19 protein-coding genes, 6 tRNA genes and 1 pseudogene are annotated in these 24696 nt (G+C 62.4%); 24 read left to right on the top strand and 2 right to left on the bottom strand.

Annotated features, from left to right (window positions below; all coding sequences use genetic code 11):
• Positions 1–48 precede the first annotated feature (48 nt).
• From gltX to AB1N67_RS17555, 12 genes are all read left to right on the top strand, one after another.
• Positions 49–1530, top strand: a complete 1482-nt coding sequence (gene gltX / locus AB1N67_RS17610; RefSeq protein ID WP_043215431.1) for a glutamate--tRNA ligase — start codon at positions 49–51, stop codon at positions 1528–1530.
• Between the two features lie 285 nt (positions 1531–1815).
• Positions 1816–1891: transfer RNA gene (locus AB1N67_RS17605), tRNA-Ala, on the top strand.
• A 78-nt stretch (positions 1892–1969) separates the two neighbouring features.
• Positions 1970–2045 (top strand) — tRNA-Glu (locus AB1N67_RS17600).
• 51 nt (positions 2046–2096) lie between these two features.
• Positions 2097–2172 (top strand) — tRNA-Ala (locus AB1N67_RS17595).
• Positions 2173–2214: 42 nt separating this feature from the next.
• Positions 2215–2290: transfer RNA gene (locus tag AB1N67_RS17590), tRNA-Glu, on the top strand.
• Between the two features lie 70 nt (positions 2291–2360).
• Positions 2361–2436, top strand: a tRNA-Ala gene (locus AB1N67_RS17585).
• A gap of 43 nt (positions 2437–2479) precedes the next feature.
• Positions 2480–2555 (top strand) — tRNA-Glu (locus tag AB1N67_RS17580).
• Positions 2556–2720: 165 nt separating this feature from the next.
• Entirely contained in the window at positions 2721–3260 is a 540-nt protein-coding gene (locus AB1N67_RS17575; RefSeq protein WP_043215808.1) for a TetR/AcrR family transcriptional regulator, read from the top strand.
• Positions 3261–3285: 25 nt separating this feature from the next.
• On the top strand, positions 3286–4119 hold the full coding sequence (locus tag AB1N67_RS17570; RefSeq protein ID WP_043215806.1) for an alpha/beta fold hydrolase: 834 nt from the start codon (positions 3286–3288) through the stop codon (positions 4117–4119).
• A 44-nt stretch (positions 4120–4163) separates the two neighbouring features.
• Positions 4164–4598, top strand: coding sequence for a thioesterase family protein (locus AB1N67_RS17565; protein WP_043215805.1), 435 nt, complete (start codon positions 4164–4166; stop codon positions 4596–4598).
• 50 nt (positions 4599–4648) lie between these two features.
• Positions 4649–5623: a tRNA-dihydrouridine synthase gene (locus AB1N67_RS17560; protein WP_197853108.1), complete on the top strand. Its 975-nt coding sequence runs from the start codon at positions 4649–4651 to the stop codon at positions 5621–5623.
• Positions 5624–5789: 166 nt separating this feature from the next.
• Entirely contained in the window at positions 5790–6233 is a 444-nt protein-coding gene (locus tag AB1N67_RS17555) for an Hsp20 family protein (RefSeq protein WP_043215803.1), read from the top strand.
• Positions 6234–6302: 69 nt separating this feature from the next.
• Here the strand turns inward: AB1N67_RS17555 and AB1N67_RS17550 are convergent, their stop codons facing one another.
• Positions 6303–9602 carry a PAS domain S-box protein gene (locus AB1N67_RS17550; RefSeq protein ID WP_090343801.1) on the bottom strand — a complete coding sequence of 1100 codons (3300 nt, stop codon included), beginning with the start codon at positions 9600–9602 and terminating at the stop codon, positions 6303–6305.
• Positions 9603–9662: 60 nt separating this feature from the next.
• A complete protein-coding gene (locus tag AB1N67_RS17545) occupies positions 9663–10541 on the bottom strand; it encodes a LysR family transcriptional regulator (RefSeq protein WP_090343803.1) in 879 nt (292 codons plus the stop codon).
• A gap of 131 nt (positions 10542–10672) precedes the next feature.
• On the opposite strand from AB1N67_RS17545, the gene leuC reads away from it, so the two are divergent.
• From leuC to AB1N67_RS17485, 12 genes and pseudogenes are all read left to right on the top strand, one after another.
• Positions 10673–12106 carry a 3-isopropylmalate dehydratase large subunit gene (gene leuC, locus AB1N67_RS17540; RefSeq protein WP_102082773.1) on the top strand — a complete coding sequence of 478 codons (1434 nt, stop codon included), beginning with the start codon at positions 10673–10675 and terminating at the stop codon, positions 12104–12106.
• On the top strand, positions 12103–12747 hold the full coding sequence (gene leuD / locus AB1N67_RS17535; protein WP_367863322.1) for a 3-isopropylmalate dehydratase small subunit: 645 nt from the start codon (positions 12103–12105) through the stop codon (positions 12745–12747). Before leuC ends, leuD begins: the two co-directional genes overlap by 4 nt.
• A 116-nt stretch (positions 12748–12863) precedes the next feature.
• Positions 12864–13946, top strand: coding sequence for a 3-isopropylmalate dehydrogenase (gene leuB / locus AB1N67_RS17530; RefSeq protein ID WP_043206840.1), 1083 nt, complete (start codon positions 12864–12866; stop codon positions 13944–13946).
• A gap of 64 nt (positions 13947–14010) precedes the next feature.
• Positions 14011–15123, top strand: coding sequence for an aspartate-semialdehyde dehydrogenase (gene asd / locus AB1N67_RS17525; protein ID WP_043206838.1), 1113 nt, complete (start codon positions 14011–14013; stop codon positions 15121–15123).
• A 268-nt stretch (positions 15124–15391) separates the two neighbouring features.
• Positions 15392–16396 carry an aspartate-semialdehyde dehydrogenase gene (locus AB1N67_RS17520; protein WP_182815970.1) on the top strand — a complete coding sequence of 335 codons (1005 nt, stop codon included), beginning with the start codon at positions 15392–15394 and terminating at the stop codon, positions 16394–16396.
• Between the two features lie 71 nt (positions 16397–16467).
• Positions 16468–19149 carry a FimV/HubP family polar landmark protein gene (locus AB1N67_RS17515; RefSeq protein WP_367863321.1) on the top strand — a complete coding sequence of 894 codons (2682 nt, stop codon included), beginning with the start codon at positions 16468–16470 and terminating at the stop codon, positions 19147–19149.
• Positions 19150–19325: 176 nt separating this feature from the next.
• Positions 19326–20174 (top strand): tRNA pseudouridine(38-40) synthase TruA, encoded by an 849-nt coding sequence (gene truA / locus AB1N67_RS17510; protein WP_167358074.1) that lies wholly within the window; start codon positions 19326–19328, stop codon positions 20172–20174.
• A gap of 60 nt (positions 20175–20234) precedes the next feature.
• Positions 20235–20855, top strand: a complete 621-nt coding sequence (locus AB1N67_RS17505) for a phosphoribosylanthranilate isomerase (RefSeq protein ID WP_367863320.1) — start codon at positions 20235–20237, stop codon at positions 20853–20855.
• Positions 20856–21106: 251 nt separating this feature from the next.
• Positions 21107–22000: an acetyl-CoA carboxylase, carboxyltransferase subunit beta gene (accD, locus tag AB1N67_RS17500; RefSeq protein ID WP_043206823.1), complete on the top strand. Its 894-nt coding sequence runs from the start codon at positions 21107–21109 to the stop codon at positions 21998–22000.
• Positions 22000–23303, top strand: a pseudogene (folC, locus tag AB1N67_RS17495) (bifunctional tetrahydrofolate synthase/dihydrofolate synthase). The gene accD and the pseudogene folC overlap by 1 nt, the downstream one beginning before the upstream one ends.
• Positions 23287–23973, top strand: coding sequence for an SPOR domain-containing protein (locus AB1N67_RS17490; RefSeq protein ID WP_090343813.1), 687 nt, complete (start codon positions 23287–23289; stop codon positions 23971–23973). Before folC ends, AB1N67_RS17490 begins: the two are co-directional and overlap by 17 nt.
• Before the next feature lie 154 nt (positions 23974–24127).
• On the top strand, positions 24128–24682 hold the full coding sequence (locus AB1N67_RS17485) for a CvpA family protein (protein ID WP_043206819.1): 555 nt from the start codon (positions 24128–24130) through the stop codon (positions 24680–24682).
• Positions 24683–24696 lie beyond the last annotated feature (14 nt).

Below are 24696 nucleotides of genomic sequence, written 5' to 3'. Positions count from 1 at the left end.
TCCCTGCTAACATCCCGCCTTTGTTTCATCTTTCGTTCGAGACTCTCCATGACCACCGTTCGCACGCGCATCGCGCCATCGCCCACCGGCGATCCCCATGTCGGCACCGCCTACATCGCCCTGTTCAACTACTGCTTTGCCAAGCAGCACGGCGGTGAGTTCATCCTGCGTATCGAAGATACCGACCAGTTGCGCTCGACCCGTGAGTCTGAGCAGCAGATCTTCGACGCCCTGCGTTGGCTCGGCATCGAATGGAACGAAGGCCCGGACGTCGGCGGCCCCCACGGTCCATACCGGCAGAGCGAGCGCGGTGAGATCTACGCCAAGTACGCCAAGCAACTGGTCGATGCCGGCCACGCTTTCTATTGCTTCTGCACCGCTGAAGAGCTGGAGCAGATGCGTGCCGAGCAGATGGCCCGGGGTGAGACCCCGCGCTATGACGGCCGCGCGCTGTTGCTGAGCGCCGAGGAAGTGCAGCGACGACTGGACGCCGGCGAACCCCATGTGATCCGCATGAAGGTGCCGAGCGAAGGTGTCTGCGTGGTTCCTGACATGCTCCGTGGCGACGTCGAGATCCCATGGGATCGCATGGATATGCAGGTGTTGATGAAAAACGACGGCCTGCCGACCTACTTCCTGGCCAACGTGGTCGATGACCATCTGATGGGCATCACCCACGTCCTGCGTGGTGAGGAGTGGCTGCCGTCGGCGCCGAAATTGATCAAGCTGTACGAGTACTTCGGCTGGGAGCAGCCCAAGCTCTGCTACATGCCGCTGCTGCGCAACCCCGATAAATCCAAACTGTCCAAGCGCAAGAACCCCACCTCGGTGACGTTCTACGAGCGCATGGGCTTCATGCCTGAAGCCATGCTCAACTACTTGGGCCGCATGGGCTGGTCGATGCCGGACGAGCGCGAGAAGTTCTCCCTGGCCGAGATGGTCGAGCACTTCGACCTGTCGCGCATCTCCTTGGGTGGTCCGATCTTCGACATCGAAAAGCTGTCCTGGCTCAATGGCCAGTGGCTGCGCGAGCTGCCGGTGGAAGAGTTCGCCGCACGCGTGCAGAAGTGGGCCTTCAACAGCGACTATATGATGAAGATCGCGCCACACGTGCAGGGCCGGGTCGAGACCTTCAGCCAGATCGCTGCGCTGGGCGGCTTCTTCTTCGAAGGTGCCCTCAAGCTCGATGCCAAGCTGTTCGAGAGCAAGAAGCTGTCCGCCGATCAGGTGCGCCAGGTCATGCAATTGATCCTGTGGAAGCTTGAAAGCTTGCGCCAGTGGGAGAAGGACCGTATCACCGGCTGCATCCAGGCGGTGGTCGATGCCCTTGAGTTGAAACTGCGTGACGCCATGCCGCTGATGTTCGCGGCCGTCACGGGCCAAGCCAGCTCGGTATCGGTGCTTGATGCCATGGAAATCCTCGGCCCTGACCTGACCCGTTACCGTCTGCGCCAGGCGTTGGACTTGCTCGGTGGCGTGTCGAAGAAAGAAAACAAGGAATGGGAAAAACTGCTGGCGAGCATCGCCTGACAGCTTTCCGAGGCTCGTCGTTGAGCTGTGGGGGCGGGTTGGCCCGCGTATACGAAGGTGCATTCACCTCGGCATTCGCGGACAAACCTGCTCCTACGGGCGCGGCGTTGCGGGTTCCTCAGGGCAGGGCGGTAAGTGATTGTTATCTGTGAAAAAATTTTTGGGTATTTTCAAAAATTTGTTTGACAGCCCTGCAATCGGAACTTAATATGCGCCCCGTCCACAGCGATGAGCAAAACGAAGCGCAAGGCACCCAGCCAGCACTTCAGCTCAGCGCGACATCGTGGGGCTATAGCTCAGCTGGGAGAGCGCCTGCATGGCATGCAGGAGGTCAGCGGTTCGATCCCGCTTAGCTCCACCAAATTCCGCTTCACGATCAAGGTAATTGATCGGGAAGAAAGATCGGTTCCAGCAATCCGGTCTTTGAGGTAGAAGGTTCGTCCCCTTCGTCTAGTGGCCTAGGACACCGCCCTTTCACGGCGGTAACAGGGGTTCGAGTCCCCTAGGGGACGCCAGTTTTGCACAAGCGATATTTCGATGTCGCTGGGCCGAGAGGCTAGAAATCCGGGGCTATAGCTCAGCTGGGAGAGCGCCTGCATGGCATGCAGGAGGTCAGCGGTTCGATCCCGCTTAGCTCCACCAATTTGCCGCGGTCCGTGGAAACGGATCGGCACGAAGGTTGTTGTCCCCTTCGTCTAGTGGCCTAGGACACCGCCCTTTCACGGCGGTAACAGGGGTTCGAGTCCCCTAGGGGACGCCACTTTTACCCGCGCTTTGCGGGAGTTGAAAGGCTCATTCTCATGTTTGGATGGGCCTTTTGTTTTCACTTTGGGGCTATAGCTCAGCTGGGAGAGCGCCTGCATGGCATGCAGGAGGTCAGCGGTTCGATCCCGCTTAGCTCCACCAATTCTGCCAAGGTCTGCATCAGCGGATCTGCACGAAGGTTCACGTCCCCTTCGTCTAGTGGCCTAGGACACCGCCCTTTCACGGCGGTAACAGGGGTTCGAGTCCCCTAGGGGACGCCACTTTTCCCCGCGTTTTGCGGGACTTTAAAGGCTCATTCGCTTATTGAATGGGCCTTTTGTTTTTCTGCCTCGAAAAAAACAGTCCTCCAGACGGGATGGCGGTTTTCTGCTTGCAAAAAAATATTATGGGAATAATATTCCGATCATAATATTTCCGAGGTTGCCATGAGTGACAAGAAGAGCAAGACCCGCGAGCGCATCCTGGCGGCAGCCCGCAGTGCCTTGATTCAACAAGGCCCCGCCGACCCTAGCGTAAGTCAGGTGATGGGGGCCGCCGGGCTGACAGTCGGGGGCTTCTACGCCCATTTCGACAGCAAGGACGAGCTGATGCTCGAGGCATTTCGCCAGTTGCTTTGTGAGCGCCGAGCCTTGCTTGCCCAAGTGGACCCGAGCGTCGATGGGGCAGGGCGACGTGCGCTGGTGGCAGCGTTCTACTTGTCGCGCAAGCACCGCGATGCCCATGAGCACGCCTGTCCACTGCCCACTGCCCTGAGCGAGATGCAGCGCCTGCCCGAAACCTTCCGTGAGGTGTTGGCCGAGCACCTCGAGTTGATGACCGCGCAAATGGTTGATCGCCCAGAGGACATCGACAAGGCCTTTGCCGATCTATCCCTGATGATTGGCGGATTGACCTTGGCGCGGGCCTTGGGTGATAGCGAGCTGTCCGACCGTATCCTGCGCGCCGCCAAATCGGCGGTGATCTGAGCTAACCGACCTCTGGAGCAAGGTGATGACTACTCTGAGCTGGATTCGTGGCGTCAATGGCACTCTGGGTCGCCTGGCCCCAGAGCATGTCGCCGGCAAGATGCGTCGCGCATTCATGACCCCGCGTCCTTTGCCGCCTCGGCAATGGGAACTGCCCCTGTTGTCCAGGGCCGAGCGCATCACCCTGCGTTTTGGGCTCTCGGCCTTGCGCTGGGGTAAGGGGCCGACCGTGTTGATGATGCACGGTTGGGAAGGTCGGCCCACTCAGTTCGCAGCCCTGATCGAGGCACTCGTAGCGGCCGGGCACACCGTGGTGTCACTTGAGGGGCCGGGTCACGGGCGGTCTCCCGGGCAGCATGCCCATGTAGGGCTGTTTGCCCGCGCCTTGCTGGAGGCGGCTGCCGAATTGCCGCCGCTGCGTGCGGTGGTGGGGCATTCCATGGGCGGGGCCAGTATGCTGCTGGCTCTGCAATGGGGGCTGCGTGCCGAGGCCGCGGTGAGCATCGCTGCGCCGGCGCAATTGCTTGGTGTATTGCGAGGTTTTGCCCATCGCCTGGGGCTACCGGCGCGGGCTAGAGCAGCGTTCATCCGCCAGGTCGAGCAGGAAGTTGGCGTGCAGATCTCGCGGCTGGATGTCAGCGGCTACCAGTTGGACGTGCCTGGCCTGGTGGTGCATGCCTGCGACGATATCCTGGTGCCGGTCAGTGAGGCTCAGGCCATCCACAACGCCTGGTTCGACAGCCGCCTGATGTTGTTGGAGGAGGGTGGCCATCAGCGTGTGCTGGCTGATCCGCGGGTGAATCAGGCGGTGCTTGAGCTGCTGGCGCGCACGTCACAAGGAGCACGGCAAAGCGCCTGAGCATCCGGTACACTCTGCCCGATCACTGACCAAGGGGAGCGGGCATGAGCTGGGATCTGGCATCGCCATTCATCATTGATCTTCGCGTCGGCACCGAGGACATCGACGGCCTCGGCCATGCCAACAATGCGGTCTACGTCACCTGGCTGGAGCGTTGCGCTTGGCGTCATTCGCAGCGGCTGGGGCTGGATCTGGCCGAGTACCGCCGCCTGGACCGTGCCATGGCCGTGGTCCGCCACGAGATCGACTACCTCGCCGCCGCCTATGAAGACGACGAGTTGCAATTGGCCACCTGGATCATCGACTGGGACCAGCGCCTACGCATGACCCGCCGCTTTCAGCTCAAGCGCCCGCGTGACGGCGTCACCCTATTGCGAGCGCAAACCACCTTTGCCTGTATCGAGTTGTCCAGCGGCAAGCCCAAGCGCATGCCTGCAGAATTTATCGAAGGCTACGGCCCGGCGCTGGCCGGTGCCTGATCCGGCAGTCTTTTTTGCTAGACTGCCGCCTTTTTCGCCGAGACCCTGACATGCAAATTGCCCTGGCCCCCATGGAGGGGCTGGTAGACAACATCCTGCGCGACGTCCTGACCCGGGTGGGCGGCATCGACTGGTGTGTCACCGAGTTCATCCGTGTCTGTGATCGCCTGCTGCCGGCCTCGTCGTTCGACAAGCTGGCGCCTGAGCTGCGCCAGGGCGCGCGGACGGCAGCCGGGGTGCCGATGCGCGTGCAATTGCTGGGTTCGGATCCGGCCTGTCTGGCCGACAACGCCGTGCTGGCCTGCGAGCTGGGCGCGCCGGTGATCGACCTGAACTTCGGTTGCCCGGCCAAGACGGTGAACAAGTCTCGAGGTGGCGCGGTGCTGCTCAAGGAGCCCGAGTTGCTGCATGCCATCGTCCACGAGGTTCGTCGTGCGGTACCGGCCCACATTCCGGTGACCGCGAAGATGCGGCTAGGCTTCGACAGTCCGGACGGTGCCCTGGAATGCGCCACTGCGCTGGCCGAAGGTGGAGCCGAACATCTGGTGGTGCACGCCCGGACCAAGGTTGAGGGCTACAAGCCGCCGGCCCATTGGGAATGGGTGGCGCGGGTGCAGGATGTGGTGAAAGTGCCGGTGTTCGCCAATGGTGAAATCTGGACCGTCGATGATTGGCGGCGTTGCCGCCAAGTCAGCGGGGCCGAAGACATCATGCTCGGCCGTGGTCTGGTGTCGCGGCCGGACCTGGGCTTGCAGATCGCCGCGGCTCGCGACGGGCGGGACTACCGACCGATGACCTGGGACGACCTGATGCCGCTGCTGCATGAATTCTGGCGTCAGGCTCAGGCCAAACTGTCGCCGCGTTATGCGCCCGGGCGCTTGAAGCAGTGGCTGGCCATGCTGACCCGTAGTTATCCCGAGGCAGTGGTGTTGTTTGCCGAACTGCGGCGTGAGGATGATTGCCAGCGCATCAGCCGGTTGCTAGGCGTAGAGCAGGCGCTAGCGCTGGACGCCTGCGTTGCCTGAGCATGCAATGCCGGCTGGTCCCGTGCCAGCCGACGCTGGCATGGCTTCGAAAAAATTTTTGGATGACCTCTTGAAACCCTCTTGTCGGGCCCTATCTCTTGAGTACGCGATGCCGAAGCCGGGTCGCGTAGTGACTTAACTTGCTGAATCTCAGGAGTTCATGACCATGACTACCGCTTTCTCTCTCGCTCCACTGTTCCGTCATTCCGTTGGTTTCGACCGTTTCAACGATCTGTTCGAATCCGCGGCACGTAACGAGGCGGGTAGCAGCTACCCTCCCTACAACGTGGAAAAACATGGCGATGACCACTATCGCATCGTGGTTGCCGCAGCCGGTTTCCAGGAGCAGGACCTCGACCTGCAGGTCGAAAAAGGCGTCCTGACCGTTATCGGTGGCAAGCGCGACAACAGCACCGAAGGCGTCACCTATCTGCACCAGGGCATTGCCCAACGGGCCTTCAAGCTGTCTTTCCGCCTGGCTGACCACATCGAAGTGAAGTCCGCGGGCCTGGCCAACGGTCTGCTCAGCATCGATTTGCTGCGCATCGTGCCGGAAGAGGCCAAGCCAAAGCGCATCCCGATCAATGGCGAGCAGCCAGCGCTGAACTAAGTTCGGCAGAGTGAAGAAAGGGCACCTTCGGGTGCCCTTTTTTTGTATCTGATGATGCGTGCAGGGAAATCAATAATCCGCCGGTGCCTCCATCAACATCTGGCGAAACTCTGGCAAGGGCAGCGGGCGGCTGTGCAGGTAGCCCTGGTAGAGGTAGCAACCCTGGCGCTCGAGAAACTCTAGCTGATCGGACTGTTCGACCCCTTCTGCGATCACCGCCAGATCCAGGCTACGGGCCATGGCCACGATGGCGCGGACGATCTCGGCATCGTTGGGGTCGATCGGGGCGTCCCGCACGAAGGTCTGGTCGATCTTCAGGGCATCGACGGGTAGGCGCTTGAGGTAGGTCAGAGAAGAATAGCCGGTGCCGAAGTCATCCATGGCGAAACTCACCCCGTAACGCTTGAGTTCGCGCATCTTGCTGATGGTGTCCTCCAGATTCTGGATAACGATGCCTTCGGTAATCTCCAGCTTCAGCATGCGCCGTGGCAGGCGGTAGTCGTCGAGGCTGCGCAGCACCCGTTCGACGAAATCGTTCTGACGGAACTGCCGGGGGCTGATATTCACGCACAGGCTGAAATCATCGGCATCGATCAGTCCATCCTCGAGCATGCGCGCGCAGGCATCGCAGGCTTCGTCAAGGATCCAGCTGCCCACTTCAAGGATCAGGCCGCTCTCTTCAAGCACCTGGATGAATTGCGAGGGTGGCTGCTGGCCCAGTTGCGGGTGATGCCAGCGCAGCAGTACCTCGGCACCGACGATGCGATTGTCGCGGGCGTCCACTTGCGGCTGGAAGTGCAGGGCGAGTTCGCCGCGGGCCAAGGCCAGGCGCAGGTCGGTTTCCATGCGCAGGCGTTCGCTGGCGGCCTTTTGCATGCTGGTGTGGAACAGTTGTGTGGTGTTGCGCCCGGAGTCCTTGGCTCGATACAGGGCGATGTCGGCGCGTTTGAGCAGGTCGGCGGGGGTCGCGCCATGGTCGGGTATCAGCGCCACGCCGATACTGGGTGTGACCTGCAGGCGCTGGCCATCGAGGGACATAGGCTCGGCGAGTAGTTCGCGCAGGGTATCGGCCAGGTCGCGGACTTTCGCTTCCACTTGATCGCGACTGCCCTCCAGGCCGCTGAGCAGTACCACGAACTCGTCGCCACCCAGGCGGGCCACTGTGTCCTCCAGGCGTACGCTAGCCTCCAGGCGCGCGGTGATGATCTTGAGCACCGTATCGCCCACCGGATGACCGAGCGAATCATTGATGTGCTTGAAATGGTCAAGGTCCAGGAACAGCAGCGCGCCGCGCAGATTGTGGCGTTTGAGCAGGGCGATCTGTTGGCTGAGGCGGTCCATCAGCAAGGCACGGTTGGGCAGGTTGGTCAGCGGGTCGTGATAAGCCAGGTGGCGGATCTGCGCCTGGGCGTTCTTCAGTTGACTGACATCGCGGGCAGTGAGCAGCAGGCAATCGGCCTCGTTGAGGCTCAGCGGCTCCACCGAAACCTCCACGGTGAGGATGTCGCCGCGTTTGTTGCGGCCCAGCATTTCACGGTGGTGCACCCTGCCACGTTCGCGCAGCTCGGTGAGCAGGGCGGCGCGTTGCTTGTCGTCAGCCCAGATGCCGATCTCATAGACCGTGCGTCCGATCACTTCCGCGCTGCTGTAACCGGTCAGTCGGCAGAAACCATCGTTGACTTCGAGGTAGCGGCCTGTCGAGCGCTCGGTCAGGGTGATGGCGTCGGGGCTTGAGTGGAAAGCCTTGGCGAATTTCTCTTCGCTGGCCTTGAGGGCCGCCTCGGCGCGCTGCTGTTGGGTGATGTCGCGCAAGGTCGTGACGCTGCAGGGCTGGTTGTCGACGGTGATCTGGCAACTGGAGATGACGCATGTCAGCGACGAGCCGTTGTGGTGATTGACTACCACCGCCACATTGCTCAATGCCCGTTCCCGGATCACTTGCTCGATGCGTTGTGCCCGTTTCGCCGACTCCGCCCACAGACCGATCTGTTCGGCAGTGCGGCCGATGACCTGTTCGGCGCTCCAACCGAAAGTCTGGGTAAAGGCGCGGTTGATCTCGATGAACTGGCCATTGTCCTGGCGGGTGACGCAAATCGGGTCAGGGCTGACCTGGAACAGGCTGGCGAATTTTTCCTCAGAGGCGCTCAAGCGCTGTTCGCGTTCCACTTGGTCGGTGATGTCGAGCAACGTGCCGGCCATGCGTAGGGGGTTGCCCTGTTCGTCGCGATAGAGGCGGGCGCGGCTTTCGATGTAACGCGACTGGCCGTTGTCCAGTTGCACGCGGTAGGTGACCTGATAGTTGCCCGCCGGTCCCTCACGCAGGCTGCGATAGGTCTGGCGCATGACGCTGCGTTCGTGCTCCGAGACCCCTTCGAAGAAGGCCTCGAACGACTCGTGGAAAGGCACCGGGGGCAGGCCGTGCAGCTGTGCGGCGCGGGCCGAGCCGTAGAGCATGCCGCTGGGGATGTGCCAGTCCCAGGTGCCCAGTTGCGCCGAATCCAGGGCCAGGTCCAGGCGTTCCTGGCTGTCTTTGAGGGCTTGTTCAGCGCGCTTGCGTTCGCTGGTATCGACGAAGGTGCTGAGCAGGTAGGTCACGCCTTCGAGCTCGATACTCTGGGTGCAGAGGATGCCGTCGTGAAGCTTGCCGGTGCTGGCGCGAAACTGGACCTCTAGGGTCAGTGGGCCGCCATTGCTGTTTCGGGTGTTGTCCAGCACCTGATGGCGCAGTTCGGGGTTGACCCACAACCCCAGCTCCAAGGTGGTCTTGCCGATGACCTGGTGTCCGGGCCAGCCGAACATGTCTTCGAAATGCTGGTTGACCTCGAAGATCATGCCGTCCTGGCGACGGGTCAAGAGAATGACATTAGGGCTCAGGTGAAAGAGCGTGGCGAAGCGCTTCTCGGAGTTGATCAGTGCGGTTTCCCGATCGTGTTGACGGGTGATTTCCCGTACGACCCCGATCATTTGAGGGCGACCGTCAGGGGCGTGTGTCAGGCTGCCTGTGACTTCCAGCCAATGCACGCTGCCATCGGGCCAGCGTATGCGATGGCGCATCGCCGGTTCCACGGGTTCGCCATTGACCACGGCCTGGAACATCTGGCGCGTGCGGGCCCGGTCCTCCTCGGGCAGCAGGTCGAGGTAGTCGATGTCGTTGGGCAGGGGCCGATCGGGTTCGAAGCCGAACAGCGCCTGGGTGGCCCGCGACCAGCTGATCCGGCCACTGTCGATATCCCACAACCACGCCCCCAGACGCGCGCCATTGAGCGCGGCCAACAGTTGCGGAGCGTTCTGCCAAGTCTGCTCCGACTCCTGGGGGGCTGCCGCGTGGATGCGCGGCAGGCGCGGAAAACGGTTTGCTGATTTGGGCATCGGTACCAGACCTTTGGCGGATGACGCGTCCCTGTAGTGTGGAAGACCGGCCGACTGCGCTCAGGCGGTCGCTGCGTGGCTGTCGAGCAGCGCCATGAAGGCCTTGGCCGCGTTCGACAGCGTGCGTTCCGTATGCAGAATGTAGCCTAGCTGGCGCGACAGCTGTATGCCGGGCAAGGCGATGGGTGCAACCTGCTCGTCGAGCATGGTGCGCGGTAGCACGCTCCAGGCAAGCCCAATGGAAACCATCATCTTGATGGTCTCCAAGTAGTTGGTGCTCATGGCGATGTTCGGCGTCAGGCCCTGACTTTCGAACAGCCGCTGGACGATATGGTGGGTGAAGGTATTGCCGCCGGGGAATACCGCCGGGTGACGGGCGACATCGGCCAGGCTGACCTGCTGGTTGCTGGCCAAGGGGTGTTCCGGTGCGGCGACGAAATCCAGTGCATCGTCCCAGACGGGCACGGCACGCACCAGATGGTGGGGTTCGGGAGCCAGGGTGATAACCGCGATCTCTGCGCGCCCATGCAGAATCTCGTCGTAGGCCGCTTCCGAATCCAGGAACTGAATATCCAACGCCACCGCCGGATGCTCGCGGGTGAAAGCCCGCAATAGCGGGGGCAAGCGGTGCAAGCCGATGTGGTGACTGGTGGCGAGGGTCAGGCGACCACTCACCTCACCGGTCAAATTGGTCAGGGCTCGTCGGGTATCATCCAGGACATTGAGGATCTGGTAGGCGCGGGGCAACAGGGCGCGCCCTGCTTCGGTCAAGGTCACTTCCCGACCCAGGCGATCGAACAGGCGCACATCCAGTTGCTGTTCGAGCCCGGCAATGCGTTTGCTGACAGCCGGCTGGGTCAGGTGCAGGCGTTCCCCGGCACCGGAAAAACTTCCGGTTTCGGCAATGGCGATGAAGGCACTGAGGTTGGCCAGGTCCACGGCTTAGAATTCCTATTGGTTATCCAAAGCATAAAAATTATGAATTTGAGTTATTCAATCTAACCCCATAGCATCGACCGTACAAGCCAAGGGGTTATTGGCATAGAAATACGCTGATGAGGAATAGTCAGATGTCTGGCAAAACGCTCTACGACAAACTCTGGGATGCGCACGAAGTCAAGCGGCGCGACGACGGTTCGTCCTTGATCTACATCGATCGTCACATCATTCACGAAGTGACTTCGCCCCAGGCCTTCGAAGGCCTGCGTCTGGCCAACCGCAAGCCATGGCGTATCGATGCCAACATCGCGACCCCTGACCACAACGTGCCGACCACGCCAGAGCGCAAGGGCGGCATCGCAGCCATCGCCGACGAAGTGTCGCGCCTGCAGGTGCAGACCCTCGACGAGAACTGTGACGAATACGGCATCGTCGAATTCAAGATGAACGATGAACGTCAGGGCATCGTGCACGTCATCAGCCCCGAGCAGGGCGCCACCTTGCCAGGCATGACCGTCGTCTGCGGTGACTCGCATACCTCGACCCACGGCGCCTTCGGCGCGCTGGCCCATGGCATCGGCACCTCGGAAGTCGAGCATGTGCTGGCCACCCAGTGCCTGGTTGCCAAGAAAATGAAGAACATGCTGGTACGCGTCGAAGGCGAGTTGCCTGCAGGCGTGACCGCCAAGGACATTGTCCTCGCTGTGATCGGCAAGATCGGCACCGCCGGCGGCAATGGCCACGCGATGGAGTTCGCTGGCAGCGCCATCCGCGCGCTGTCCATGGAAGGCCGCATGACCATCTGCAACATGTCCATCGAAGCCGGTGCCCGTGTGGGGCTGGTCGCTGTGGATGACACTACCATCGCTTATGTCGAGGGTCGTCCGTACGCGCCCAAGGGCGAGCAGTGGAAACAGGCGGTGGCGGCTTGGAAGGGGTTGGTTTCCGATGCCGATGCCGTGTTCGACACCATCGTTGAGCTGGACGCTGCCCAGATCAAGCCGCAAGTGAGCTGGGGCACCTCGCCGGAGATGGTCCTGGCCGTCGATCAGCGTGTGCCGGATCCGGCTGCCGAGCCTGACCTGATCAAGCGTGGCTCCATCGAGCGCGCCCTCAAGTACATGGGCCTGGCCGCCAATCAGGCGATCACCGACATCAAGCTCGACCGTGTGTTCATCGGTTCGTGCACCAACTCGCGCATCGAAGACTTGCGCGCCGCCGCCGAGATCGCCAAGGGCCGCAAGGTCGCGGCGAACGTCAAGCAAGCCTTGGTGGTGCCAGGCTCGGGCCTGGTCAAAGCCCAGGCCGAGCGCGAAGGGCTGGACAAGATCTTCATCGAGGCAGGTTTCGAATGGCGTGAGCCCGGCTGCTCCATGTGCCTGGCGATGAACCCGGACCGCCTGGAGAGCGGCGAACATTGCGCCTCGACCTCTAACCGCAACTTCGAAGGCCGTCAGGGCGCAGGAGGTCGTACCCACCTGGTCAGCCCGGCCATGGCCGCCGCCGCCGCGGTCACCGGCCACTTCATCGATGTCCGCGAGTTGATCCAAGGGAGCGCAGCATGAAAGCCTTTACCCAGCACATCGGCCTTGTCGCTCCATTGGATCGCGCCAACGTCGACACCGACCAGATCATTCCCAAGCAGTTCCTGAAATCGATCAAGCGCACCGGTTTCGGTCCGAACCTGTTCGATGAGTGGCGTTACCTGGACGTAGGCCAGCCCTACCAGGACAACAGCAAACGTCCGCTCAACAAGGAGTTCGTGCTCAACTACGAGCGCTACCAGGGTGCCAGCGTGCTGCTGGCGCGGGAGAACTTCGGTTGCGGCTCGAGCCGCGAGCACGCGCCGTGGGCGTTGGACGAATACGGTTTCCGTAGCGTCATCGCACCGAGCTTCGCCGATATCTTCTTCAACAACAGCTTCAAGAACGGCCTGTTGCCGATCATCCTCAGCGACGAAGAAGTCGATGAGTTGTTCAAGCAGGTCGAAGCCAACCCGGGCTACCAACTGACCATCGACCTGCAAGCCCAGGCCGTGACACGTCCAGACGGCAAGGTGCTGCATTTCGAGATCGATGCCTTCCGCAAGCACTGCTTGCTCAACGGCCTCGATGACATCGGCCTGACCTTGCAGGACAGTGACGCCATCCAGGCGTTCGAGGCCAAGCACCGGGCCAGTCAGCCTTGGTTGTTCCGCGACGCCTGATACGCGGATTGCCCGGCTAGGCGGCTCCTGTAACGATGTAGGCAGGGGCCGGTTCGCCGGGCCGGTTTTTTTCGGTGGGCCGAGCAGGCGCGCCGTTCGAATGGATAGAGGAAAGCATGAGCAAGCAGATTCTGATTCTCCCAGGTGATGGTATCGGCCCGGAAATCATGGCCGAGGCGGTCAAGGTGCTGGAGCTGGCCAACGACAAGTTCCAGCTCGGCGTCACCCTGGAGCACGACGTGATCGGCGGCGCCGCCATCGACAAGCATGGCATTCCGCTGGCCGACGAGACCCTGGAGCGCGCACGCAAGGCCGATGCCGTGCTGCTCGGCGCGGTCGGCGGGCCCAAGTGGGACAAGCTTGAGCGTGATATCCGTCCAGAGCGCGGCCTGCTCAAGATCCGTTCGCAGCTGGGCCTGTTCGCCAACCTGCGCCCGGCCATCCTCTATCCGCAATTGGCCGATGCCTCCTCGCTCAAGCCGGAAATCGTCGCGGGCCTGGATATCCTCATCGTCCGCGAGCTGACCGGCGGTATCTACTTCGGTGCGCCACGTGGTCAGCGCGAGCTGGAAGGTGGCGAGCGCCAGGCCTACGACACGCTGCCGTACAGCGAAAGTGAAGTGCGCCGCATTGCCCGCGTCGGCTTCGACATGGCCCGCGTGCGCGGCAAGAAGCTGTGCTCGGTGGACAAGGCCAACGTGCTCGCTTCCAGCCAACTGTGGCGTGAAGTGGTCGAGGAGGTGGCCAAGGATTACCCGGACGTCGAACTCAGCCACATGTACGTCGACAATGCCGCCATGCAGCTGGTCCGCGCGCCCAAGCAGTTCGACGTGATGGTGACCGACAACATGTTCGGTGACATTCTGTCGGATGAAGCTTCCATGCTGACCGGTTCCATCGGCATGCTGCCGTCTGCGTCCCTCGATGCCAACAACAAAGGCATGTACGAGCCTTGCCACGGTTCGGCGCCGGACATCGCAGGCCTTGGCATTGCCAACCCGCTCGCGACCATTCTGTCGGTGTCGATGATGCTGCGCTACACCTTCAACCAGGTGGTTGCCGCCGACGCGATCGAGAAGGCTGTCAGCGTGGTATTGGATCAGGGCCTGCGTACTGGCGACATTTGGTCGGCCGGCTGCAGCAAGGTAGGTACGCAGGAAATGGGCGACGCAGTAGTCGCAGCGCTGCGGAATCTGTAATCTCTCTGGCCCGCCATCGTCTTCCCTTCGATGGCGGCCCACTTTTAGCAAAGGTGTAGTTGCGATGAAACGTGTAGGTCTGATCGGTTGGCGAGGTATGGTCGGTTCCGTGCTCATGCAGCGGATGCTGGAGGAGCAGGATTTCGACCTCATCGAGCCGGTGTTCTTCACCACGTCCAACGTGGGTGGCCAGGGTCCGAATGTGGGCAAGGACATTGCTCCGCTCAAGGACGCCTATAGCATTGAAGAGCTCAAGACCCTCGACGTCATCCTGACCTGCCAGGGTGGCGACTACACCAACGAAGTCTTCCCCAAGCTGCGTGAAGCCGGCTGGCAGGGTTACTGGATCGACGCTGCTTCGTCCCTGCGCATGCAGGATGACGCCGTGATCATCCTTGATCCGGTCAACCGCAAAGTCATCGACCAGCAGCTCGACGCCGGCACCAAGAACTACATCGGCGGCAACTGCACTGTCAGCCTGATGTTGATGGGCCTGGGTGGTCTGTTCGAAGCGGGCCTGGTCGAGTGGATGAGCGCCATGACCTATCAGGCCGCCTCCGGCGCCGGTGCGCAGAATATGCGCGAGCTGATCAAGCAGATGGGGGGTATCCATGCGGCGGTCGCTGATGACCTGGCCAACCCGGCCAGTGCCATCCTTGACATCGACCGCAAGGTTGCCGAGACCATGCGCGGCGAAGCCTTCCCGACCGAGAACTTCGGCGTACCGCTGGCAGGCAGCCTGATCCCCTGGATCGACAAGGAGCTGCCGAACGGCCAGAGCCGTGAGGAATGGAAAGCCCAGGCCGAGACCAACAAGATCCTGGGACGCTTCAAGAACCCGATCCCGGTCGACGGCATCTGCGTGCGCATCGGCGCCATGCGTTGCCACAGCCAGGCGCTGACCATCAAGCTGAATAAAGACGTGCCGCTGGCAGATATCGAAGGCATGATCAGCCAGCACAATCCATGGGTGAAGCTGGTGCCGAACCAGCGTGAGATCAGCATGCAGGAACTGAGCCCGACCAAGGTGACTGGCACCCTGAACGTGCCGGTTGGCCGTCTGCGCAAGCTGAACATGGGTTCTCAGTACCTGGGGGCCTTCACGGTCGGTGACCAACTGCTGTGGGGCGCTGCCGAGCCGCTGCGTCGCATGTTGCGGATCCTGCTCGAGCGTTGATCGCACCTTTGCTTTGACCGAGAACCCACGCCTGGCGTGGGTTTTCTGTTTTTGGGGCGGGTGTTGGTGTTGCGAGGTGGAAGGTATATCCACTTGATAGGGTGACGCTAGTTCACCATTGCGCCGTAAAGGCGCAAAGCGCCAGTGGCGCCCCCACAAAAAATGGATATGCTCAAAACTCCAAGCGCCCAAGCCCAAGCAAAACTACTCCCCATCGCCCAATCCAAGTAAAGTGCCGCACCCTAAGTTCCACCAGAAGGACCCAACCATGCCCCAGCCCATAGACATCGCCATCATCGGCGCCACCGGCAGCGTCGGCGAAACCCTCGTCCAGATCCTCGAGGAACTCGAATTCCCCGTCGCTACCCTGCACTTGCTGGCCAGTATGGAATCCGCTGGCAGCAACATGATGTTCGCGGGCAAGAAACTGCGCGTCCGGGAAGTCGACAGTTTCGACTTCTCTCAGGTCAAGTTGGCGTTCTTTGCCGCAAGCCCCGCAGTCACCCGTAGTTTTGCTCCCAAGGCCCAGCAGGCCGGTTGCTCTGTGATCGACCTGTCCGGAGGACTGGAGCAGGCATTGGCTTTGGTCCCGGAAGCCAACGGGGACAAGGTTGCCCAGCTCAAGCATCCCGCGCTGATTGCCAGCCCCAGTGCAGCGGCCGTCGCGCTGGCGGTGGCGCTGGCCCCGCTCAAAGGCTTGCTCGACATCGAGCGGGTACAGGTGATGGCTAGCCTGGCCGTGTCGGCCCAAGGCCGGGAGGCGGTGAGCGAACTGGCCCGACAGACAGCCGAACTGCTCAATGCCAGGCCGCTGGAGCCGCGCTTCTTCGATCGTCAGGTCGCTTTCAATGTGTTGGCGCGGGTCGGTGCCGCCGACGAGCACGGTCATACCAGCCTGGAGCGGCGCTTGGTCGATGAGTTGCGTGTGCTGCTCGACCTGCCGGCGCTGAAAATCTCCGTGAGCTGCGTTCAAGTCCCGGTGTTTTATGGCGATAGCTTCAGTGTGGCGGTGCAGAGCCGTCGCCCGGTCGACCTGGTCGCGGTCAATGAGGCGCTCGAGGCTGCACAAGGTATCGAGCTGGTCGAGCCGGATGATTATCCGACGGCTGTCGGCGACGCAGTGGGGCAAGACGTGGTCTATGTTGGTCGTGTACGCCATGGCATCGACGAGCAGGAACAACTCAACCTTTGGCTGACGACCGATAACGTGCGCAAAGGGGCCGCCCTTAACGCCGTGCAAGTGGCCGGATTGTTGATAAAAGACATGGTGTAAAAGATACTGGCGCGTACTTTTGTCCTACACCACACGCAGGTCTAGGGACGATTCTTAGAAGGGAAGAGGTCATGCTTCGAATTCGCAAACTGGTTCTGGCCATGGCAGCAGCCTCGGCGCTGTCGTCGGGCATGGCCAATGCCCTCGGGTTGGGTGAGCTGACCCTCAAGTCGGCGCAGAACCAGCCGCTGGACGCCGAGATCGAACTGCTCGACGTGCGTGACCTCACCACTGCCGAAGTGGCGCCGAGCCTGGCACCGCCGGAAGAATTCGCCAAGGCTGGGGTGCCTTACCCTTCCTACCTCGAAGACCTGACCTTCACGCCGGTGATCAACCCAAACGGTAAGAGTGTGTTGCGGGTGACTTCCAGCCAGCCGCTGCCGGCACCGGTGGTGAAATTCCTGGTCCAGGTGATGTGGCCTCAAGGTCGCCTGCTGCGTGACTACAACATGCTGCTCGATCAGCCCAAGGCTCAGGGCGAGGCGGCTTCCGCCGCTGGTATCGCGCCGGCGGTCAGTGGCGCGGGTCGCTACACCACCAAGCGGCGCGATACGCTTTGGCAGATTGCCGCGCGTAACACCCAGGGCGGCTCGGTCCAGCAGACCATGTTGGCTATCCAGGCCTTGAATCCGGATGCTTTCATCGGCAACAACATCAACCAGCTCAAGGTCGGGCAGGTGCTGCGCCTGCCTGACCAGCAGCAAATCCAGAACATCCCACAGGGCGAGGCCATTCGCGAAGTTGCCGAGCAGTACGCTGCCTGGCGTGAAGGTCGACGCCTGGGCCCGCGGGCCCGTCAGCTGGACGCGACCCGCCGAGGCGCTGCCGAGGCCGCACCGGCGCGCATCGCCCAAGGTGACAACCTGCGCCTGGTCAGCCCGGATGCCAAGGGCGCTGCGGGCGATGCCAAGGCGCTCAGCGACAAGCTGGCCGTGGCTCAGGAGAGCCTCGACACCAGCCGACGTGACAACGAAGAACTCAAAAGCCGCATGGCAGACCTGCAGAGCCAGTTGGACAAGCTGCAGCGTCTGATCCAGCTCAAGAACGATCAACTGGCCCGCCTCGAAGCCCAGGGTGCTGCAGCGCAGCCCCCTGCTGCAGCGGCCTTGCCAGGCGAGCCAGCTCCTGCGCAGCCTGCGGTCAGTGCCCAGCTGACGCCGGCCGAGCCCGTGGTCGAGCCGGCGCCGGCAGCGGTGGACACGGCGCCTGTGGTCAAAGAAACCCCTTATCAAGGCGTGCTCGACGAGCTGCTTGGCAACCCGCTGTTGCTAGGGTTGCTGGCCGGTTCGACTTTCCTGGTGTTGCTGTTGTTGCTGCTGCTTCTGGCGCGCAAGCGCAAGGCTCAACAGGAAGCCGAGAAACACCTGCGCATGGCGCGGGCTCTGGCTGAGGAAAATGAGCGCGGCCCTGACCTGAACATGCCGCCGGGCAGCTTCGATGACCTGGAGGTGTCGGCACCTAGCGTGACGCTGTCTCCCGCCGTGGTCGCAGCCTCCGCAGCGGCTGCCGTTGCCGCGGAGAAACCGGCTGCACCGGCACCGGAGCCCGCCCCTGCAATTTCGCCTGCGCCAGTGACCGATCCATTGGCCGGCCTGCTGGTCGAGGTCGACCAGAGCTTGGCGCAAGGCCGTCTGAACCACGCCGCTGACTTGCTCGAGCCGGCGCTGGCCGCTCACCCCGAGCGTGGCGACCTGCGTCTTAAGCTGATGGAGGTCTATGCCCGCCAGGGCGATCAGAACGCGTTCGCCAACGAGGAGCGCCAACTGGCGCCGACCGAGCAGAACAAGGCCGAAGTCGAGTCGCTCAAAGAGCGTTTCCCGGCGATGGTTGCAGTGGCCGCTGCAGGCCTTGGTGCCGCAGCCCTGGCTGCCGAAATGGACGCGCAGTACGTTCAGGACCTGCTGCAGGAAAGCACGGATGATGTCGCTGAAAGCAAACCTGCGCCAGAGCCCGAGCCAGAAGCCGTTACCCAGATCGAGGCGGAGCCACAGCCGGAGCCTGAGCAGGACGCGATCATCGAGGCGCCAGCTATCGATGAAAGCGATCTGGACAGCGCCTTCGATCTCAGCTTGGATGATGACCTTCCTGAGGATGCGGCGCTTGAGCTGCCGCAAGAGTCCGTGGTCGCCGAAGAACCCGTTCTGGACAGTGCCGAACCTGTCGCACCCCAGACCGATGCCGACGAAGATTTCGAAGCCTTGCTCGAGCAGGCCCAGGTCCAGACCGAACCACAAAGCCTGGACGATCTGGCCGACTTCGATCTGGACATTGGCGAGGCGCAGTCGCCGGAGCCTGCTCCAGTGGAGGCCGAAGAGGCACCGGTGGATGTGGCGGCTGAGTTGGCGGCCTTCGACGAGATTCCAGAGTTCGATCCAATCTCCGAACTGGAACTGCCGGAAGACTTCGACCTGTCCCTGTCGCTGGACGATGAGTCGCCTGCGGCCAAGAGTTTTGCCTCGGAGCTCGACGACGTCAACGCCGAGCTGGACAAGCTTTCCCAGAGCCTTGAGTCGCCTTCGCTCGAGCCGCATTTCACCGCCGAAGATGCCGCCCAGGAGCTTGATCCGCTGGATGACCTGGACTTCGACTTCTTCTCCGGCGCTGACGAAGTGGCGACCAAGCTGGATCTTGCTCGCGCTTACATCGACATGGGCGACCACCAAGGCGCGCGGGACATCCTCGACGAAGTGGTCAAGGATGGTGATGACAACCAGCGCCAGGAAGCCGAGGAAATGCTTTCGCGCCTGGTGTAGTGACCTTCCCGAGGCCTGGCCCATTCCCACGCGCGCAGCACAGGTGGGGTGGGCCCGCCTGTCAAGATAGCGCCGCTGTAATACGGCCGGTCCCCCGATAACGGCAGCCCTTGTGGCTGCCGTTGCCGTTATAATGCCGGCCTTTCGTTCCATCCACAGGTTTCAGGTTCTTGGACATCAACGACATCGAGGCAGCCGAATCGGCAGCCGAAGGCTACTCCCGCATCGCCTTGGGCGTGGAATACAAAGGCTCGCGCTACCGTGGCTGGCAGCGTCAGGCCAGTGGCGTGCCAAGCGTCCAGCAAGCCTTGGAGCAAGCGCTGTCGACGGTGGCCAACGAGCCAATCTCGGTGATCTGTGCCGGGCGCACCGACGCCGGAGTGCATGGCTGTGGCCAGATCGTTCATTTCGATACCCGCGCGGTGCGCGATGAGCGCGCCTGGACCATGGGCACCAATTTCAATCTGCCCAACGACATCAGTGTCACCTGGGCACGGCCGATGCCTGCGAATTTCCATGCCCGGTTCAAGGCCGTGGCACGGCGCTATCGTTATGTCATCTACAACGACCCGATCCGCCCCGCGCACCTGGCCGAGGAGGTCACCTGGAACCATCGGCCGCTGGATGTCGAGCGCATGGCCGAGGCGGCGCAGTTCCTGCTGGGGACCCATGACTTCAGCGCGTTCCGGGCCAGCCAGTGCCAGGCCAAGTCGCCGATCAAGCACATCTATCACCTGCGCGTCACTCGCCACGGCAAGATGATCGTGCTGGACGTTCGCGCCACGGCGTTCCTCCATCACATGGTGCGTAACATCGCCGGTGTGCTGATGACCATCGGTGCGGGCGAGCGCCCCGTGACCTGGGCGCGCGAGGTGCTCGAAGGACGCAATCGTCGCGAGGGCGGGGTAACGGCCCACCCCTACGGCCTGTATCTGGTCCAGGTGGAATACCCCGAGGTCTTCGCCTTGCCGCAACGTTACATCGGTCCACACTTTCTCACCGGGTACGAAGCATTGGCAGACTGACGGGCGAAACGTCATTTGCTACCATCCGGCCTTTAACCGCCCACTCAAGGTCCGCCGTCCATGAGCAACGTTCGCAGCAAGATCTGCGGGATTACCCGCATCGAGGACGCCCTGGCGGCCGCCGAAGCCGGTGCCGATGCTATCGGCTTCGTCTTTTATGCCAAGAGCCCGCGTGCGGTGGATGTGCGCCAGGCGCGTGCGATCATCGCCGAGCTGCCACCATTCGTGACTACGGTGGGCTTGTTCGTCAATGCATCGCGGTGCGAGCTCAACGAGATTCTCGAGGTGGTGCCGCTGGACCTGCTACAGTTCCACGGCGACGAAACCCCGGCCGATTGCGAGGGTTACCATCGGCCCTGGATCAAAGCGCTGCGGGTGCGCCCTGGCGATGACCTGCATGCTGCCTGCCAACACTATGCAGGGGCTCGAGGTATTCTCCTGGACACCTACGTGCCGGGCGTGCCGGGCGGCACTGGCGAGGCCTTCGACTGGTCGCTGGTACCTGCTTCGCTGAGCAAGCCGATCATCTTGGCCGGTGGCCTGTCCGCGGATAACGTCGGTCAGGCCATCGCCCAGGTGCGCCCCTACGCCGTGGATGTCAGCGGCGGGGTTGAGCAGGCCAAGGGCATCAAGGACGCGGCGAAGATCGAAGCCTTCATGCGTGCGGTGAAACAGGCGTGACGATGGATGTGACGGCTGCCCGCGCGGCATCGTCCATAGCTTTCGCAGCCCGGTGCTGCCAAGCCTGTTCCTTGGACAGGTGGTGCGGATCGCCGGCATGACAGATTGACGATGGCCCGACCGCCAGGTCGGCTCCGCTTCAATGCGGGCCCCGGACCGGGTCATCATCGTTTCATTGAAGAACATGAGCTCAAGGGCAGGGCATGGCCGGCCAGACCGGCCCCCGCCCACCGATACTGGAGAAAGAAAGCATGAGCAACTGGTTAGTCGACAAACTGATCCCTTCGATCATGCGTTCCGAGGTGAAGAAGAGCTCGGTGCCTGAGGGCCTGTGGCACAAGTGCCCGGCATGCGAGTCCGTGCTGTATCGTCCGGAGCTGGAAAAGACCCTGGATGTCTGCCCCAAGTGCAACCACCACATGCGCATCGGCGCCCGTGCTCGTATCGACATCTTCCTCGACCCCGAGGGGCGTGCCGAGCTGGGGGCTGACCTCGAGCCTGTGGATCGCCTTAAATTCCGTGACGGCAAGAAGTACAAGGATCGCCTGACGGCAGCCCAGAAGCAGACTGGCGAGAAGGACGCGCTGATTTCCATGAGCGGCACCCTGATGGGCATGCCGATCGTGGTCAGCGCCTTCGAGTTCTCCTTCATGGGGGGCTCCATGGGCGCCATCGTGGGCGAGCGCTTCGTACGTGCCGCCAACTACGCCTTGGAAAACCGCTGCCCGATGGTCTGCTTCTCCGCTTCGGGCGGCGCGCGCATGCAAGAGGCCCTGATTTCGCTGATGCAGATGGCCAAGACTTCGGCTGTGCTGGCCCGCCTGCGGGAAGAAGGCATTCCGTTCATCTCGGTACTGACCGATCCGGTCTACGGCGGTGTTTCCGCAAGCCTGGCGATGCTCGGCGACGTCATCGTCGGTGAGCCGAAGGCGCTGATCGGCTTCGCCGGTCCTCGCGTGATCGAGCAGACCGTCCGCGAGAAGCTGCCGGAAGGCTTCCAGCGCAGCGAATTCCTGCTCGAGCACGGTGCCATCGATCTGATCATCTCCCGTGGCGAGCTGCGTCCGCGTCTTGCCCGCCTGCTGGCCCAGATGACCGGCCAGGCGACTCCGGCGCAAGCCCTTGAGGCGGCTGCCGTCGCGTGATGAGCACTCGCACTCTGGGTGACTGGCTCGCCTACCTCGAACAGTTGCACCCATCGGCCATCGACATGGGGCTGGAGCGTTCGCAGCAGGTGGCGGCGCGGCTCGGGTTAGGCAAGCTGGCGCCCCGGGTGGTGACGGTTACCGGTACCAACGGCAAAGGCTCGACCTGCGCATTTGTGGCATCACTGCTCCGGGCGCAGGGGCTTAAAGTCGGCGTGTACAGCTCGCCTCACTTGTTGCGTTACAACGAGCGTGTGCGCATCGACGGAGCCGACGCCAGCGATGAACGCCTGTGCGAGGCGTTCGCTGCCGTGGAGGCAGCCCGTGGCGAGATCTCCCTGACCTACTTCGAGATGGGTACGCTGGCGGCGTTCTGGCTGTTCCAGCAGTCCGCGCTGGATGCCGTGGTGCTCGAGGTCGGCCTGGGTGGCCGTCTGGATGCGGTCAACCTGATCGACGCGGACCTGGCGTTGGTCACCAGCATCGGCGTGGATCACGCCGATTACCTGGGCAATACCCGCGAATCCGTTGCCTTCGAAAAGGCGGGGATCTTCCGTCAGGGCAAGCCGGCCCTGTGTGGCGATCTGAACCCGCCACAGCCTTTGCTGGACAAGGCGCGTGAACTTGCTTGCCCGTTCCTGCTGCGGGGTCGCGATTTCGATCTTGCAACCACTGACCAGCACTGGCAGTGGCGTGGCAGCCGGCTCGACGGCAGCAGCGTGGAACTGCATGACCTGCCTTTGCTTGACCTGCCGATGGAGAATGCCGCCCTGGCGCTGCAGGCCTACTTGCTGATGGGCTTGCCTTTCGAGGCTGGGCAGATACGCCAGGCGCTGCTCGATACCCAGGTTACCGGTCGTCTGGACCGCCGCACGGTGCAGTGGCAAGGCCGGCGTCTGGAGCTGTTGCTGGATGTGGGGCACAACCCCCATGCTGCCGAATACCTGGCTGCCCGTTTGGCCGCGCGCCCGATCAAGGGGCGTCGCCTGGCGGTGTTCGGCCTGCTCGCCGACAAGGATCTGGAGGGCGTGATCGCGCCGCTCAAGGGCGTTGTCGATGAATGGGCGGTGGCACCGCTGCAAACGCCACGCAGTCGTCCGGCCGCGGAGCTGGTAGCAGCCTTGACGAACGTCGGTGCAGCGGTGAAGTCTTATGCCAGCATCGATGCGGCCCTTGAGGGGCAATGCGCGCAGGCGACGGCGGACGATCAGATCCTGCTGTTCGGTTCGTTTTTCTGTGTTGGCCAAGCCCTGGAATGGCTAGAGCGGCAAGCTCCGGAGGAGTAGATGGCAGTGCTGGATAAAGGGATCAAGCAGCGCATGGTGGGTGCGTTGGTGCTGGTGGCGCTGGCGGTGATTTTCCTGCCGATGCTGTTCACCCGCGAAGACGAGATGCGTCAAGTGCGTGTCGAGGCGCCTGAGGCGCCTGCCATGCCGAGCTTGCCGCAGGTGCAGGTCGAGCCTGTGCAGGTACCGGAGCCCCAGCCATTGCCCGACGTGTCGGAGCCGGTGCCGGAGCAGCCACCTGTGGTGGTCAACGAATCCAGTGCGCCGATGACCACGCCGAGCCAGCCGATCACGCCATCACCGACCCAGGCCGCCCAGGCACCAGCTCCCAAGCCTGCACCAACGCCCACGCCGAAGGCCGAGACGCGTCCGGCCGCCACGCCTGCACCTGCAGCGACAGCCAGCACTACCAAGCCAGCCGCGCCCTCCAAGGTCGATGTCAATGGTCTGCCGGTGAGCTGGTCGATCCAGTTGGCCAGTCTTTCCAATCGCGCTGGCGCCGACAATCTGCAAAAAACCCTGCGCAGCCAGGGCTACAACGCCTATATCCGTGCTGCCGACGGCATGAATCGTGTCTATGTCGGGCCACTGATCGAGCGGGCCGAGGCTGAGCGCCTGCGGGATGTGATCAATCGCCAGCACAACCTCAAGGGCTTTGTGGTGCGCTTCCAGCCAGAGCGCAACTGATCCAGAATGCCTGCGCAGCCTGTCCCGGCTGCGCAGGCTTGCACCCGGACCTGCGTCGCCAGAGGCAAAGTCGCCCTAATGGGCTGACATTCCGCTTACCCCAAACCCGCCGCTCTGGTAAAATGCGCCGCCTCAAACGTCGGCAGGCAACACCGTGGCATTTACCTGGGTCGATTGGGCGATCATCGCGATCATCGCCATTTCCTCACTGATCAGTCTCAAGCGCGGCTTCGTCAAGGAAGCCTTGTCCCTGCTCATCTGGATCATTGCCGGTGCGGTCGCCTGGATGTTCGGCGGCTCCCTTTCGCAGTATCTTGAAAGCTATATCCAGACGCCATCGGCACGCATCATTGCCGGCTGCGCCATTCTTTTCGTCGCCACCTTGCTGGTGGGGGCCATGATCAACTTCCTTATCGGCGAGCTTATTCGCGTGACCGGGCTGTCCGGCACCGATCGTTTCCTCGGCATGGCCTTCGGAGCTGCGCGCGGGGCCTTGCTGGTGGTGGTGGCCATTGGGCTGTTGAGCCTGGGGCCGGTACAACAGGATCCGTGGTGGCAGGAGTCGCGCCTGATACCACAGTTTCTATTGGTCGCTGACTGGTCCAAGAACCTGATTCTGGGATTCACCGGTCAATGGATGTCCAGTGGGATCAGCGCACCGGCTGATCTTCCGTTCAAGGAACAGTTGCTCGGGCCTACCAGGCCTTGAGCGCTTTTCAATCA

This window comes from Pseudomonas guariconensis, assembly GCF_040822035.1.
Classification (GTDB): domain Bacteria; phylum Pseudomonadota; class Gammaproteobacteria; order Pseudomonadales; family Pseudomonadaceae; genus Aquipseudomonas; species Aquipseudomonas guariconensis.
Note: the sequence above shows the minus strand (reverse complement) of the source record. Positions and strands in the feature narration are given on the sequence as shown.

What these genes read in the sequence shown, in the direction of transcription:
- leuC (WP_102082773.1), top strand. Translation starts at nt 10,673, where the DNA reads ATGTCTGGCAAAACGCTCTACGACAAACTCTGGGATGCGCACGAAGTC.
- accD (WP_043206823.1), top strand. Translation starts at nt 21,107, where the DNA reads ATGAGCAACTGGTTAGTCGACAAACTGATCCCTTCGATCATGCGTTCC.
- AB1N67_RS17505 (WP_367863320.1), top strand. Translation starts at nt 20,235, where the DNA reads ATGAGCAACGTTCGCAGCAAGATCTGCGGGATTACCCGCATCGAGGAC.
- AB1N67_RS17520 (WP_182815970.1), top strand. Translation starts at nt 15,392, where the DNA reads ATGCCCCAGCCCATAGACATCGCCATCATCGGCGCCACCGGCAGCGTC.
- AB1N67_RS17550 (WP_090343801.1), bottom strand. Translation starts at nt 9,602, where the DNA reads ATGCCCAAATCAGCAAACCGTTTTCCGCGCCTGCCGCGCATCCACGCG.
- leuD (WP_367863322.1), top strand. Translation starts at nt 12,103, where the DNA reads ATGAAAGCCTTTACCCAGCACATCGGCCTTGTCGCTCCATTGGATCGC.
- AB1N67_RS17515 (WP_367863321.1), top strand. Translation starts at nt 16,468, where the DNA reads ATGCTTCGAATTCGCAAACTGGTTCTGGCCATGGCAGCAGCCTCGGCG.
- asd (WP_043206838.1), top strand. Translation starts at nt 14,011, where the DNA reads ATGAAACGTGTAGGTCTGATCGGTTGGCGAGGTATGGTCGGTTCCGTG.
- AB1N67_RS17565 (WP_043215805.1), top strand. Translation starts at nt 4,164, where the DNA reads ATGAGCTGGGATCTGGCATCGCCATTCATCATTGATCTTCGCGTCGGC.
- AB1N67_RS17560 (WP_197853108.1), top strand. Translation starts at nt 4,649, where the DNA reads ATGCAAATTGCCCTGGCCCCCATGGAGGGGCTGGTAGACAACATCCTG.
- AB1N67_RS17555 (WP_043215803.1), top strand. Translation starts at nt 5,790, where the DNA reads ATGACTACCGCTTTCTCTCTCGCTCCACTGTTCCGTCATTCCGTTGGT.
- AB1N67_RS17570 (WP_043215806.1), top strand. Translation starts at nt 3,286, where the DNA reads ATGACTACTCTGAGCTGGATTCGTGGCGTCAATGGCACTCTGGGTCGC.
- AB1N67_RS17575 (WP_043215808.1), top strand. Translation starts at nt 2,721, where the DNA reads ATGAGTGACAAGAAGAGCAAGACCCGCGAGCGCATCCTGGCGGCAGCC.
- leuB (WP_043206840.1), top strand. Translation starts at nt 12,864, where the DNA reads ATGAGCAAGCAGATTCTGATTCTCCCAGGTGATGGTATCGGCCCGGAA.
- AB1N67_RS17490 (WP_090343813.1), top strand. Translation starts at nt 23,287, where the DNA reads ATGGCAGTGCTGGATAAAGGGATCAAGCAGCGCATGGTGGGTGCGTTG.
- gltX (WP_043215431.1), top strand. Translation starts at nt 49, where the DNA reads ATGACCACCGTTCGCACGCGCATCGCGCCATCGCCCACCGGCGATCCC.